We start from the raw sequence: 13,266 nt of genomic DNA, 5'->3' as shown, positions 1-13,266 counted from the left end.
TCTAGCTTCTAAGGGTGGGCAGGGTAGGGCTGCGCGGGGCTTCCGGAGGCGTCGATTCCGCCGCCCAAGGGGTGCCCGCGTCCGGGGCGAGGCGACCCGCGTCCGCCCGCGTCGCCTCGTACGCGCGCCCCACGCGCAGCACCGTCCGCTCCCCCAGCGGCCGCCCGATGAGCTGCATGCCGACGGGCAGCCCGGCCCGGTCCTGCCCGACGGGCACGGTCAGGGCCGGTGAGCCGGTGATGTTGGCGGGGGCGGACAGCCGCACATAGCTGTCGGACACGCTCTCCTCGCTCCCGTCGGCCCACCGCACGGACTGCTGTCCCGCCGGTACGGCGGTCAGCGGCACGGTGGGCGCGGCGAGGACGTCGACGGCCTCCAGCATCCGCGTCCAGGCGCGCCGCATCAGGGTCCGGGCCCGCTGGGCGCGCAAGTAGTCACCGGCGAGGAGGAGTTCGCCCGCTTCGAGGAGTACGCGGACGTCGGGGGCGTACAGCTCGGGCGTCGCGCGGAGCGTTCGCTCGTGGTACGAGGTGGCCTCGGGCACCATCAGGCCCCACTGGACGGCCTGGACGTAGCGGGTCATGGGGATCTCGACGTCGACGAGTTCGGCTCCGAGGTCGCGCAGCCGGTCGATGGCGTCGCGCACGGCGGACTCGACGTCGGGGGCGACCCGGTCGAAGTAGTAGTTCCGGGGGACGCCGACGCGCAGGCCGGTCAAGTCGCCCTCGTGGTACGAGGAATGGCCCTGGTGCGGCACGGTGGCGCCGACCGGGCCGCGCGGGTCGTCGCCGGTCAGGGCGGCGGGTCGTCGCCGGTCAGGGCGGCGAGGACGAGTGCCGCGTCCTGGACGGTGCGGGTGACGGGGCCGACGTGGTCGAGGGACCAGGAAAGCGACGTCACGCCGTCGCTGGGCACCAGGCCGTAGGTCGGCTTGAGTCCCACGACGCCGTTGAGGGCGGCGGGGACCCGGATCGAGCCGCCGGTGTCGGTGCCGAGCGCGAACGTGGCCCCGCCGGCCGCGACGGCGACGGCCGAGCCGCCGCTGGAGCCGCCCGCGACCCGGTCGGCGTCCCAGGCGTTCCGCGTCTGCGGGGTCGTCAGGCCGTAGGCGAACTCATGGGTGTGGGTCTTGCCGAGCAGCACCGCGCCCGCGTCCGCGAGGCGGGTGGCGACGGTGCTGTCCGCGTCCGCGATGTGGTCGGCGCGTACGGACGAACTGGCGGTCGTGGGCTGCCCCTTGACGTCGATGACGTCCTTGATCCCCATGGGGATTCCGTGCAGCGGGCCCCGCGTGCGGCCTGCCGCGATCTCGCGTGCGGCCCGCGCGGCCGAGGCGCGCGCCTCGTCGGCCCGCACGGACACGAAGGCGTGCAGGCGGCCCTCTGCGGCTTCGGCGCGCTCCAGCACGGAGTCGGTGAGTTCGACGGGTGACAGCTCGCCGGCGCGGATCGCGGCGGCCGCGTCGGCGAGGGTCAGCTCATACGGCCGCATCGCGCACCTCCAGAATCGCGGCGTGGGCGGACGCGGGCGGCACGTCGCCGAAGTCCAGCTCGCGCAGGGTGGCGACGACGGCCTGGATGTGGTTCGCGGTGGCGGTCACGGCGTCCAGGCGCTCGCTCTCCAGCGGGAGTCCGGCGCGGCGGGCCCACTGGGCCGCCTCTTGCGGGGTGAGGTCTTCGGGGGGCATGGGCGCGTCCCTTCCAGGGCTCAGCAGAACACAAACGCTAACCGTTTGCGTTAATCGACAGTAGCGCCTAACGTCTCTTAACGCAAAGGGATTGCTTTTAACCGCCTCATGACCTCCCGTCGGCTCACCCCCGTGTCGACCTCCGGAAGGACCCCCATGACCTCCACACCCCCCGCGACCTGGACCCTCGGCGGCATCACCGCCCACCGCGTCGACGAAGTGCCGCTCCCGCCCGAGACGGGCCCCTGGCTGCTGCCCGACGCCACTCCGGACGTCGTCACCGGCACCCCCTGGCTGCACCCCGACTTCGCCGACGCCATGGGCACGCTCCGCCTCAGCAGCCACAGCTTCGCGATCGCCCTCGGCGACGGCCGCCGCGTCCTCGTCGACACGGGCATCGGCAACGGCAAGCAGCGCGCCAACCCGGCCTGGCACGACCTGGACACCGACTACCTCGACCGGCTCGCCCGGGCCGGATTCCCGCCCGGCGCCGTCGACCTGGTGATCCTCACTCACCTGCACGCCGACCACGTCGGCTGGAACACCCGCGCGGAGGGCGGAAGTTGGGTGCCGACCTTCCCCAACGCGCGCTATCTCACCACCCGCACGGAGTGGGACCACTGGGCGTCCGCGGACATGGAGGAGCCCCGGCGCCAGATGTTCCGCGACTCCGTCCATCCCGTGCGGGACGCGGGCCTGCTCGACCTGGTGGACACCTCGGCCGGTCCGGCCGAGGTCGTGCCGGGCGTACGCCTGTTGCCCGCGCCCGGGCACACCCCCGGCCAGGTGGCCGTCGAACTGCGCGGCGACGACCGCACCGCCCTGATCACCGGTGACGCCGTCCACCACCCGGTCCAGCTCGCCCGGCCCGACATCGGATCCTGCGTGGACATCGACCCCGCCCTCGCGGAACGCACCCGCCGCGCCCTGCTCGCCTCGGTGGCGGACACCGACACCCTGTTGCTCGGCAGCCACTTCGCGGCACCGACGGCAGGCCGGGTCCGCACACAGGAGGGCGCACAGCCCCAGAACTCCACGTTCCGCTTCAACTCCACATTGGCCCAGACCTATTGACGAAAGGTCTATACCTACTTACCGTCTGCCGCATCACATCCGCACCACATCCCATCCGCAGCAAGGTCTCCCCGAGGGAGCACGCCATGATCGGTCGGACGGTACGTCTGTTGGGAGGGGCCCTCGCGCTGGCCTGTGCGGCGCAACTACCGGCCGCCGCAGCGCCGGGCACGCCCGGTGCGCCGGACACACCCAGTGCGGCGGGCACACCCCGTGCAGCCGACGCGGTCGGCGCCCCGCGGGCGGACACCTGCGCGGTGAAGTCGAAGCCCGCGGGCAAGGTGCTCCAGGGCTACTGGGAGAACTGGGACGGCGCGTCGAACGGCGTGCATCCGCCGTTCGGCTGGACGCCGATCACCGATTCCCGCATCCGCCAGCACGGCTACAACGTGATCAACGCGGCCTTCCCCGTGATCCGTTCCGACGGGACCGTCCTGTGGGAGGACGGCATGGACTCCACGGTTAAGGTGGCGACGCCCGCCGAGATGTGCCAGGCGAAGGCCGACGGCGCCACGATCCTGATGTCCATCGGCGGCGCGACGGCCGGCATCGACCTGAGCTCGAGCGCCGTCGCCGACCGCTTCGTCGAGACCATCGTGCCGATCCTGAAGAAGTACAACTTCGACGGGATCGACATCGACATCGAGACCGGCCTGGTCGGCAGCGGCAACATCAACCAGCTGTCGCCGTCCCAGTCCAACCTCATCCGCATCATCGACGGCGTCCTCGCCAAGATGCCGCCCAACTTCGGCCTGACGATGGCGCCCGAGACCGCGTACGTCACCGGTGGCAGCGTGGTGTACGGCTCCATCTGGGGCGCGTACCTGCCCATCGTCAAGAAGTACGCGGACAACGGCCGACTGTGGTGGCTCAACATGCAGTACTACAACGGCAGCATGTACGGCTGCTCCGGCGACTCCTACTCCGCGGGTACCGTGCAGGGCTTCACCGCCCAGACGGACTGTCTCAACAAGGGCCTGGTCATCCAGGGCACGACCATCAAGGTCCCCTACGACAAGCAGGTGCCCGGCCTTCCGGCCCAGCCCGGCGCGGGCGGCGGCCACATGTCACCCAGCCTCGTGTCGCAGGCGTGGCGGCACTACAACGGCGCGCTCAAGGGCCTGATGACCTGGTCGATCAACTGGGACGGCTCGAAGGGGTGGACGTTCGGGGACAACGTGAAGGCGCTGCAAGGGCGTTGAGCGCCGGACACCGCACACCACCTTGCCGGGCACCGCACGCGAACACCACCTTGCCGGGCGCCCTACGCCTTACGCCGGGTCGAGAGTGATCCTTGTTTCCGCGTTCCTCTCGATCGCCGCCTTGCTGTAGAGCAGCGGGAAGTACTCGCCCGCCCCCCACTTCGCCGCGAGGTCGGCGTAGTGGGGGCTGCGCTCGTCCCCGGACTGGCCCGGTGCGTTGATGGCGCGCGAGTTGTCCCAGGAGCCGACGTCGAGCGCCATCTTGAAGGTCGGACCCACGATCTGGACCCGGGGGAAGAGGCTCGGGAGGTACGTCGACACGCGGACCGTGTGGTAGGTCCCGTCCATCGGGGTGGGACCGACGTTCGGGCCGCCGAGCGGGTGCCGGAACACATGGATCTGCGCCGCGCCCCAGCTCCACTTGCCCGGGTCGGGGCCGAGGAACCTGCTCACCTCGTCGTACGCCGTGGGCAGGGTGTCGAGGATCAGCTTGTCCCGCGCCTGGGCACCGCCCTCGCCGAACCACTCCTCGGGTTCGGCGAAGGAGTCGGTCACGACGCGGAAGTCCTGCATGAGCTTGCCCTGGGTCAGATACTGTGCGGCCTCCTTCGGCAGCATCGCCCGGGCCCACGCCGGGTAGAGCACGTTGGTGATCCAGGTCTCGAAGAGGACCGCTTCCGCCGAGTCCTTGCTCGCGACACCGTCGTAGCCGCGCAGCAGGTCCAGCGCCTTCTTCGTCGTCGGGTCCGAGGACTCCAGACCCTTCAGGTACGGCAGGATCTCGGTGGCCGCCAGCGATTTCACATCGTTCTGAAGGTCCGTGGTGTCCTTGACGGAGGTACCCGACTGCTTGGACAGCACCTCGTCGATGCGGTCCTTTCGGTAGCGCTCCGCCCACTCGTACCCGAGAGCCTCTTCACCGCGGGGGAAGTTGTACTCGTTGGCGGAGGAGACGAGTCCGGTCTTCGGGTTGAGCTTGCTGGGGAAGTCATCGCTGTTGCTGAAGCCGGTCCACTCATGGCGTCCGTCGCCGGGCACGGGGAGCAGTCCGTCGTAGCCCTTGCCCTCGCGCTTGGGCGCGAGCGCGCCGGGCACCCAGCCGATGTCGCCCTTCTTGTCCGCGTAGACGAGGTTGGAGCCCGGAGCCTTCCACTCACGCGCGGCCTCGGAGAAGGCGTCGAAGTTCTTGGCCTTCTGGAAGTTGAGGCTGCCCAGGTAGGCCGAGGTGCCCGGCTGCGTCCAGACCGTGCGCACCGCGTACGCCTTGTTCTTCGCCTGGTCCATCTTGACGACCGGGCCGTGCCTGGTGAAGGGGAGCGACGCCTTCCGCGCCTCCCCGCCGGCCACCGGAATGTCTTCCTCGACGGTCTTCATCGATGCCCAGCGGCCGCGGTAGCGGTACTTGGTGGGGTCACCCGGCTTGAGGTCGTACACGTAGAGGTCCGACTGGTCGGCGGCCAGGTTGGTCAGGCCGAACGAGACGTTCCCGTTGTGGCCCATGCTGACGCCGGGGTTCCACGGCTCACCCGCGCCGATGATGTTCAGCCCGGGGGCGGAGAGATGGGTGATGTACCGGTTCGCGGGCACCGACGTGTTCACCCGGTGCGGGTCGCCCGCGAGGATGGGCCTGCCGGTCGAGGTGCGCTCCGGCGAGACGGCCCAGGCGTTGCTGCCGCTCGCGTGCTCGCGCAGCGCCCGGACCTCCTCCGGCTCCTTCGCCATCTTGCCGTTGGCGAAGGAGACGGGCGCCGTGGCGAGCTTGTAGGTGTCCAGGACGTCGTCCGGGAGCGCGCACAGGTCGAGGCCGTCCGGTACCTCGGGCTTGTGCTTCGGCTCGAGCTTCGACAGGTACCTGCTCGCGTCCGGCCCGCCGAGGCACATGAGCTTCGCCCGGGTGACCTCCTTGGTGAGGTTGCTGACGAGGCCGTGGGCGCGGATCCGCACGAGGTCCTGCGGCTTCCAGTGCGCGGGCTTGTAGCCGAGCTTGCGGAACTCCTCGGGCATGGAGTCCGGGTTCTTCTCCAGCCAGTCGACGTAGGCGTTGACGCCGGCTGCGAAGCGGGTCGCCACCTCCTTGGCCCGCGGGCCGTAGCTCGCCCACTCCTTGTCCATGTCCCCGCGGTAGAGGAACAGCCGCGCGGCCCGGTCCTGTTCCACATGGCGCGGGCCGAGCACCGCGCTGAGCTCACCGAGCCCGCTCCGGCGCCAGGTGTCCATCTGGAAGAGCCGGTCCCGCGCGGCGCTGAAGCCCTGCGCCTGGAAGAGGTCGCCGGTGCTGGACGCCGAGATGTGGGGCACGCCCCAGGTGTCGACCGTCATGGAGACCGGCTTCTCGAGGCCCGGTACCGCGTAGGAGTTCTCCGGGCTCTCCGCCGTCGCCGACATCGGCACCACCATGGGCGCCGAGAGGGCGGCCGCGGCCAGCAGTATCTTGATGCGCGCTCTCATCTCGACCTTCACCTCGTGGGGCAGGAAGCTGACACCGAACGCCCCCGTGCACCGGCCCAGTTCTGCCGCCCGGAAGCCACCCCACCCTACGAGCTGTGCCCCAACCTGCCCCTGTGGCAGGGCACTTGGCGACTTTCCGCCGCTCATGAGCCTTCGAGGCGGTGGGCGATCCTGCTGTACAGGCGGGGATGATGGGTCTTGACGTGACCGTGGATCTGGTCGACGAGCCCCATGGGGGCGTCGCCCGTCAGCCCCACGAGGGCGGCCACGGACTGCTCCGGACTGAGCCGGGGCAGATCCCGGTCGAGCAGATCGATCAGCAGAGGGACGAGACGCCATGTGACCCCCACGGACGAGTTGAGGACCAGGAAGGCCGTACCGACCCTGCGGTACAACTCCACGATCTCGTCCGCGACCGGCTCCGTTCCGCCCCACAGCCACAACCGCAGCAGATCATGTGCGGTTGAGGTGCCGATGCGGGTTCCCCCGCCGCTGAACGTGGTCACCAGCGGCCCCAACGACTCGAACACCGGCCGCAGGGCCTGCAGCGCGACGCCGTCGTTCGTCCCGGCCGAGACGTCCATCTTGTGCCAGATCTCGTTCCAGTACGGGCGGTGCCAGACGGTGTGCTCCTCCTCCCGGGGGACCCGGAAGAGCCAGTGGGCGTCCACCGGCTCGGGGGCGGTCAACTCGCCTTGCCGGATGGTGACTTCGAGGTCGCGTTCCTGACCCTCCTTGATGCGCCGCACGTTCAGCGAAAGCGCGAGGTCGGTCCACTGCACCTCGTCGAGAGAGGACCGCCACAGCAGCACGTGCCGGTGCCACGCGCTGCCCGCGTCGCCCGACGACGGGAACAGCGCTCCGGCCGTCGTCCCGCCGGTCAGCAGCAGCGCGAGCAGCACCAGATTCGCGCCGTAGATCCCGTGCCGGCGCGCGACGCGGAGACGTCGCGGGAGATACGTCGCGTACGGCTGCTCGGCGCGCAACTCCCGCTCCCCAGGGCCCGTACGACGAGCCGGGCCAGGGTCTCGCGCTCCTCGTGCGGCAGTCGTTCGACGCGGGCGCGGGCGAAGCGGAGCATCTGCCGCGAGGAGAGCGGCGCGAAGGAGAGCAGGGCGAACATCAAGTCGTCGTTGAGCGGTTCGCCGCCCATCGAGAGGACCGGGCGGTGGGCGAGGAGCCCGGACAGCAGCCGCACCGCGAGGCGGACCGCCAGATACTCCCCGAACGTCGCGTGCAGGAATTCGTAGGTGGACAGCTTCTGGCCGTCACGGATCGACTGTGCGCGCTGGACGAAGAAGAAGCGGCCCAGCGCGACTTCGGCCCGCCCCAGCGGCGCGCGGAACCCGGACACCGGCGTCGAGGCCCGTCCGAGGAGCGCCGCCAGGTCCTCGTCCAGCTCGGCCGTCGACACCCACTGGCGCCGCCGGTTCAGCATCGCGAAGGCTACCAGCGAGAGCCGTTCGAGCTCCTCCTCGACCCGCTGTTCCACTTCGCCGTCGGGGACCCGGAGGTCCTTGCACACTTCGCGCCGGGCGAAGGAGCCGAGCAGGTCCTCGTAGAGGTCGGCCTCGTCCAGGGGGCGGTCGTCCTCGCCGCGCAGGTCGTTCCCCGCGGCCTGGTACAGCGCGAGCATGGTCAGGAGCAGCGGCTGTCCGGCCAGTACGCGATGGGGTGCGACGGCTTCCCAGGTGAGCGGTGGCAGCTCCATGGCCTGGAAGTTCATGGCGTTGGTGAGGTTCCAGTGGTGGATCCAGAGCTGGATGTGCTCCGTCCGGAAGGGTTCGAGGCGCAGCGCGACGGTGCCCTGCGGGTAGCGCGCCCGGTCGGCGACCGCGGTACGGCTGGTGACGACGGCAAGGACCGGCCGTCCCTGCTCCGCCTCCCGCTCCTGGAACCGGGCGACGCGCATCAGGAAGTCGTTCTGGTGCACCCCGGTGGTCTGGAGCAGTTCGTCGAAGCCGTCGAGCAGGACGACCGGCACGGCCGTGCCCGCCGAGCGCACCAGTTCGGGCCAGGTGGCGCGCTCCCCGGTGGCGTCGCGGATGGCCTGCTCGATCTGGTCCTGGATCTCGTCGTCCGCGCGTACGTCGCGCAGCGCCACCCGCACCGGCAGGAATCCGGCCGACGGCAGCCGGGCAGCGAGGATCCGGATCAGCACGGACTTGCCTGCGCCCGGCTGGCCCAGCACGAGCAGCGGGGCGGCCGTCAGCCCTTCCGAGGTCAGCGCTCCGGCCAGGTACGCGGTGAGGTCCTGCCGCACCGGTGCGCGCCCCCACCACTCCTCGTCGGCCGGGCTGCCCTGTCCGTCCACCGCCCGCACCCGGAAGTCGGGGTCGAGGTACGCCTCCGCCAGCGTCGGCATCCGGATGCCCTCGGGCGCCTCCTGGGCGTCGAGGATCCGGTGGTCGAGGGCCGACCGGTGCGCGCGGGAGAGGGCGCCGGCGACATCCACCGGCGGCCGGCCCAGCGTCGCGCTCGCGGTGAGGAACGTCTCCAGGCCGGCCAGTGCCCTGCGCAGTTCCGCGCGCGTGGCCTGGTGCTCCACCTGGCCCGACCAGAAGCCGAATTCGGGCGCCTCGAGGGCGAGCCGCGCGTACAGCGCCTCGTACTCCTCGACGGCGAGCCGCGGCACCACCGTGCGCACCGTGTGCGCGGCCGTGTCGCGAGCGGTGTCGTCCAGCCGCTCCCACACCGCGAACCCTTGCAGGAAGTCCTGGACGCGCGCCCCCAAGTGCCCGTACCAGGCGTGGAGTTCGGCGATGTGGTCCTCGTAGGGCAGGTGCGGCGCGGGCCGCGGCGCGTCCACCTGGGCCACGGTGTCCGTGAAGCCCGCGGCGAGGGTGACCCGGCCGCCCGCGACGGTGAGCTGGTCCCTGCGGGTGAGGCTCACCTCGTCCAGGGCGAAGGGCAGCTCGGCGCTCTCCAAGGCGTCGAAGAAGGCGAGCACGACGATCACGGTGTGGGCCGCCTCCAGGACGCGGGTGCGTTCCACGCGGCCGTCGGTGCGCCCCAGCCGCTCCCCCACCCCCTGCCACGCGTCGCGCCCCAGGCCGAGCACGCGCCCCCGCGCGTCGAACATGCCGAGCACGCTGCCGCTCAGGCCACCGGTCGCCAGGTTCAGCGCGCCACCCAGCGCGCGGTCGAGCGCCGCCACGGCGGGAGGGTCCCCGCCCAGCAGCGCCAGCGCGTCCCCGAACGACAGCAACCTACGCGGCGTCACAGTCCCCCCAAGGTGTGCGTCCCGCGGACTCCGAAGCCAGCCTGACACGAATGGCGTACCGGAGACCCCGGTTCACCGCGCATCGGTGGCATCCGCTCCAGCAGGGCGGAACGGCGAGCGAGCCCTCTTGTTGCCGGTCGGGGCATCTGCTTGACTCCGCCCGCCGGAGCGCCACCTCATGGGCGGAGGACCCCTGATGGACATCACCCGCAGACGTCTGCTCTCCGCGCTGTCGGCGGCCGGTCTCCTTGCCGTGGTTCCCGCCGGGCCGGTGGGCGCGGCCGCCGCCGCGGCGGGCCTGGCGCGGCTGCGCGCCAACACGGAGGCCGTGTTCGCCGGGACGCCCGCGTCCAACGCCCGGCCGGAGACCGCCGCCAAGCTCGCCGCCGTCGACAAGGCCGCGCGGGCGAACCTCAAGGCGATGGACGCCGCGGGCGCGGGCGAGCTGTTCGCCGGACTCGCGCTCGGCACCGACGACGCGAACCTCAACACCGCCTTCCGGTGGCTGTACGAGATCGCCCTCGCCACCGTGGCGTACGGCGGCGGCCTCTACGGGGACAAGGCCGCCCGGCGGCGCGTCATCGACGGCCTCGTGTGGCTGCACGAGCGGTACTACGGCGACCAGTCCAAGGGCTACTACGGCAACTGGTTCCACTGGGAGATCGGCATCTCCCAGCACGTCAGCAAGGCCCTGGTGCTGCTGCACGACGAGGTGCGCGCGTACCGGCCGGAGCTCGTGCGCACGTACGTCACCTCCATGGACGCGTATCTGCGCAACGGCAAGAACGGCGACGTGAACCTCGACTCGCGCTTCCACACCGGCGCGAACCTCGCGGACATCACCACCAACCGCATCCTCCAGGGCGCCCTCCTCGGCGACGAGGCCCGCGTCCGCAAGGCCCTCACCGACCAGCTGACGGTGTTCGCCACCATCGACCCCTACCGCCTCGACCACGGGGTGACGGACGGGTATTACGCCGACGGCTCGTTCATCCAGCACGCCTCGGTGGCCTACACGGGCTCCTACGGAAAGGGCCTGCTGACCCGTGTCGTACAGACGCTGAAGATCCTCGACGGCACAGGTTTCGCGCACGGCGAGGAGCTGGTGCCCGTGGTGCGGGGGTGGGTGCGGAACGGGTTCGCGCCGCTGATCTTCGAGGGCTGGATGATGGAGATCGTCAAGGGGCGCGCGGTGTCGCGGACGGACTCCGGCTACACGGACGTCGCCGTCGTGGTCGAGGCCGTCGTCGATCTCTCCTCCCTCGCGAGCGGCACCGACGCCACCGCCCTGAAGGGCTATGTGAAGCACATCCGCGAGACCTCCCGCGCCACGCTCGGCCCGGCGCGCTTCGTCTCGCCCGTCAGCGTGGTGCGGTACGCCGACATCCTCGCCGACGCCTCCGTGCCGGCCGCCGACCTCAATCCGGCCGCGCGCAGCGTCGCCTTCAACGCGATGGACAAGACGGTGCACCGCAGGCCCGGCTACGCGTTCGCGCTCGCGCGCAGTTCGGCGCGGATCAGCAAGTACGAGTACATGAACGGCGAGAACCTGATGCCGTGGTTCCAGGGCGAGGGCGCCCACTACCTCTACCTGTCCGGGCAGGACCAGACAGAGGCGTACGGCGTGGACTACTTCACCACGGTGTCGCCGTACGCCCTCGCCGGGGTGACCGCACCCGCAGAACAGCGGCGCACCGTCCCGGAGTTGTACGGCAAGCCCTACTACGACAATCCGGGGCATCCGCTCAACTTCACGTCGTCGTCGGAGTCGCAGAACAAGTACGTGTACTTCCCGCGCGGCACACACGGGCACTCCGGGGGCGTCGTGCTCGGGGCGTACGGTGCGGCCGCGATGGTGCAGTCCAGTGATGTCGCGTACCGCGACCGCGCGTTGCTTCCGGGCGACTTCGTCGTCCATCGCAACGCGTCGGCCACCAAGTCGTGGTTCCTGTTCGACGACGAGATCGTGGTGCTCGCGGCGGGCGTGGGCGACCCGGCCGGGCGGGCGGTGACCACGGCCGTGGACGCCCGTGTCGCCGCGCCGGGTGACGCCGTCTCCCTCACCGGGGCGCGGCGTGACGGCCGCCCCTGGTCCGGGACCGGGACGGCGGACCTGCGCTGGCTCCGGTACGCCAACGCCTCGCAGGGCACGGCCGTGGGCTATCTGTTCCTCGACACGCCGCGCGTGCGGGTCGCCCTGGACGACGTGACCCGCAGCCGCCGCGTGGTCCGCACGGCGAACCCGGACACGGCGGTGACCCGGCAGGTCTTCGGCGTCTCGGTCGACCGGGCCGCCGGGGCCCGGCCGGTCGCCCTCGCCTACGCGCTGGTGCCGAACGCGGGCGAGCGGCTGCTGCGGTCCCATGCCGCGGGCGGTCCGCTGGAGGTGCTCGCCAACTCGACGCGGTCGCAGGCCGTTTCGCACTCCGGGCTCGGCCTGACGGCCGTCAACTCCTTCGGCTCCGGTCGCCACGAGGCCGGGGGCCTGCGGGTCGACGGGCCCGCCTGCGTCCTGGTGCGGCGCCAGGGCACGTCCGCGTCCGCCCTGACGAGCGTCGCCGTGTCCGATCCGACCATGGGGCGGGAGACGGTGGGGGTGTTGCTGCGGGGGCGGCGGCTGCGGGTTGTTTCGGCGGACGAGGGGGTGCGGGTACGCGCGGTGCGCGGCGGGACGTGGGTCGAGGCCGACACGCACCACGCGTACGGACGCGGCTTTACGGCGACGCTGCGTCCCGCGCGCTGAGGCGGGGGATTCTCACCGCCGTCACTCGCTGTGGGCAATCGTCCCGCAGGGCGGGACGGGTGGGCACAGCCCAGGCCGACGGCGCCGTCACGGCAAGGGCAAGGCCCCCGGCGTCACGCCGCCACCGCATCATGGTGGATCGGCGTGTGCGCCCCCTTCAGGGGCACCCCCGTCCCGCCCCGCCGCGAGGCGACGATCTCCGCCGCGATCGACAGCGCCGTCTCCTCCGGCGTGCGCGCCCCCAGGTCGAGGCCGATGGGCGAGTGCAGCCGGGACAGTTCGAGGTCGGTGACGCCCGCGTCACGGAGCCTGCGGTTGCGGTCCTCGTGGGTGCGGCGCGACCCCATCGCCCCGACGAAGGCGACGGGCATCCGCAACGCCCGCACCAGCACCGGCACGTCGAACTTGGCGTCGTGCGTGAGCACGCACAGCACGGTGCGGCCGTCGGTCGCGGTGCGTTCCAGATAGCGGTGCGGCCAGTCGACCACGACCTCGTCGGCCTCCGGGAAGCGCTGCCGGGTGGCGAACACGGGGCGCGCGTCGCACAGCGTGACGTGGTAGCCGAGGAACTTGCCCGCGCGCACCAGCGCCGCCGCGAAGTCGACGGCGCCGAACACGATCATCCGGGGCGGCGGCACGCTGGACTCGACGAGCAGGGTCACCCCGCCGGGGCAGTGCGCGCCGTCCTCCGACACCTCGACGGTCCCGGTGCGCCCCGCGTCGAGCAGTGCCCGCGCCTCGGCCACCCCGGTGCGGTCGAGCCCTGCCGCCCCGCCGAGCCCGCCCTCGTACGAGCCGTCGGGCCGTACGAGAAGCGCCCGGCCGCGCAGTTCGGCCGGGCCCCGGGTCACCCGGGCGAGCGCCGCGGTCTCGCCGCGGGCGGCCGCCG

The 13,266-nt window shown here is 71.6% G+C and carries 8 protein-coding genes and 1 pseudogene; 3 read left to right on the top strand and 6 right to left on the bottom strand.

What is annotated here, in order from left to right; genetic code table 11:
• Position 1 precedes the first annotated feature (1 nt).
• Positions 2 to 1,491: pseudogene (locus STRAU_RS40260) on the bottom strand (amidase).
• Positions 1,478 to 1,687, bottom strand: a complete 210-nt coding sequence (locus tag STRAU_RS16535) for a hypothetical protein (RefSeq protein WP_016641480.1) — start codon at positions 1,685 to 1,687, stop codon at positions 1,478 to 1,480. The pseudogene STRAU_RS40260 and the gene STRAU_RS16535 overlap by 14 nt, the downstream one beginning before the upstream one ends.
• A 156-nt stretch (positions 1,688 to 1,843) precedes the next feature.
• Between STRAU_RS16535 and STRAU_RS16530 the strand changes: the two genes are divergently transcribed.
• Positions 1,844 to 2,761 carry an MBL fold metallo-hydrolase gene (locus tag STRAU_RS16530; RefSeq protein WP_016641479.1) on the top strand — a complete coding sequence of 306 codons (918 nt, stop codon included), beginning with the start codon at positions 1,844 to 1,846 and terminating at the stop codon, positions 2,759 to 2,761.
• Between the two features lie 86 nt (positions 2,762 to 2,847).
• Positions 2,848 to 3,963: a chitinase gene (locus STRAU_RS16525; RefSeq protein ID WP_037659910.1), complete on the top strand. Its 1,116-nt coding sequence runs from the start codon at positions 2,848 to 2,850 to the stop codon at positions 3,961 to 3,963.
• 69 nt (positions 3,964 to 4,032) lie between these two features.
• Here the strand turns inward: STRAU_RS16525 and STRAU_RS16520 are convergent, their stop codons facing one another.
• From STRAU_RS16520 to STRAU_RS16510, 3 genes are all read right to left on the bottom strand, one after another.
• Positions 4,033 to 6,411: a penicillin acylase family protein gene (locus STRAU_RS16520; RefSeq protein ID WP_037659947.1), complete on the bottom strand. Its 2,379-nt coding sequence runs from the start codon at positions 6,409 to 6,411 to the stop codon at positions 4,033 to 4,035.
• Between the two features lie 143 nt (positions 6,412 to 6,554).
• Entirely contained in the window at positions 6,555 to 7,397 is an 843-nt protein-coding gene (locus STRAU_RS16515) for a hypothetical protein (RefSeq protein ID WP_037659906.1), read from the bottom strand.
• Complete coding sequence (locus STRAU_RS16510) at positions 7,292 to 9,634, bottom strand: NACHT N-terminal helical domain 7-containing protein (RefSeq protein WP_158692080.1); 2,343 nt, start codon at positions 9,632 to 9,634, stop codon at positions 7,292 to 7,294. Before STRAU_RS16510 ends, STRAU_RS16515 begins: the two co-directional genes overlap by 106 nt.
• A 196-nt stretch (positions 9,635 to 9,830) precedes the next feature.
• Here STRAU_RS16510 and STRAU_RS16505 point away from each other — a divergent pair, with 196 nt between their 5' ends.
• On the top strand, positions 9,831 to 12,377 hold the full coding sequence (locus tag STRAU_RS16505; RefSeq protein WP_016641472.1) for a polysaccharide lyase family 8 super-sandwich domain-containing protein: 2,547 nt from the start codon (positions 9,831 to 9,833) through the stop codon (positions 12,375 to 12,377).
• Between the two features lie 113 nt (positions 12,378 to 12,490).
• Here STRAU_RS16505 and STRAU_RS16500 read toward each other — a convergent pair.
• Positions 12,491 to 13,266 (bottom strand): XdhC family protein (locus STRAU_RS16500; RefSeq protein ID WP_037659903.1); only part of this gene is annotated, 776 nt, incomplete at its 5' end.

The sequence above is a fragment of the Streptomyces aurantiacus JA 4570 genome (assembly GCF_000414115.1).
Classification (GTDB): Bacteria; Actinomycetota; Actinomycetes; order Streptomycetales; family Streptomycetaceae; genus Streptomyces; species Streptomyces aurantiacus_A.
This window is presented reverse-complemented; position numbering and strand designations above follow the sequence as displayed.

What these genes read in the sequence shown, in the direction of transcription:
- STRAU_RS16525 (WP_037659910.1), top strand. Translation starts at nt 2,848, where the DNA reads ATGATCGGTCGGACGGTACGTCTGTTGGGAGGGGCCCTCGCGCTGGCC.
- STRAU_RS16520 (WP_037659947.1), bottom strand. Translation starts at nt 6,411, where the DNA reads ATGAGAGCGCGCATCAAGATACTGCTGGCCGCGGCCGCCCTCTCGGCG.
- STRAU_RS16505 (WP_016641472.1), top strand. Translation starts at nt 9,831, where the DNA reads ATGGACATCACCCGCAGACGTCTGCTCTCCGCGCTGTCGGCGGCCGGT.
- STRAU_RS16530 (WP_016641479.1), top strand. Translation starts at nt 1,844, where the DNA reads ATGACCTCCACACCCCCCGCGACCTGGACCCTCGGCGGCATCACCGCC.
- STRAU_RS16535 (WP_016641480.1), bottom strand. Translation starts at nt 1,687, where the DNA reads ATGCCCCCCGAAGACCTCACCCCGCAAGAGGCGGCCCAGTGGGCCCGC.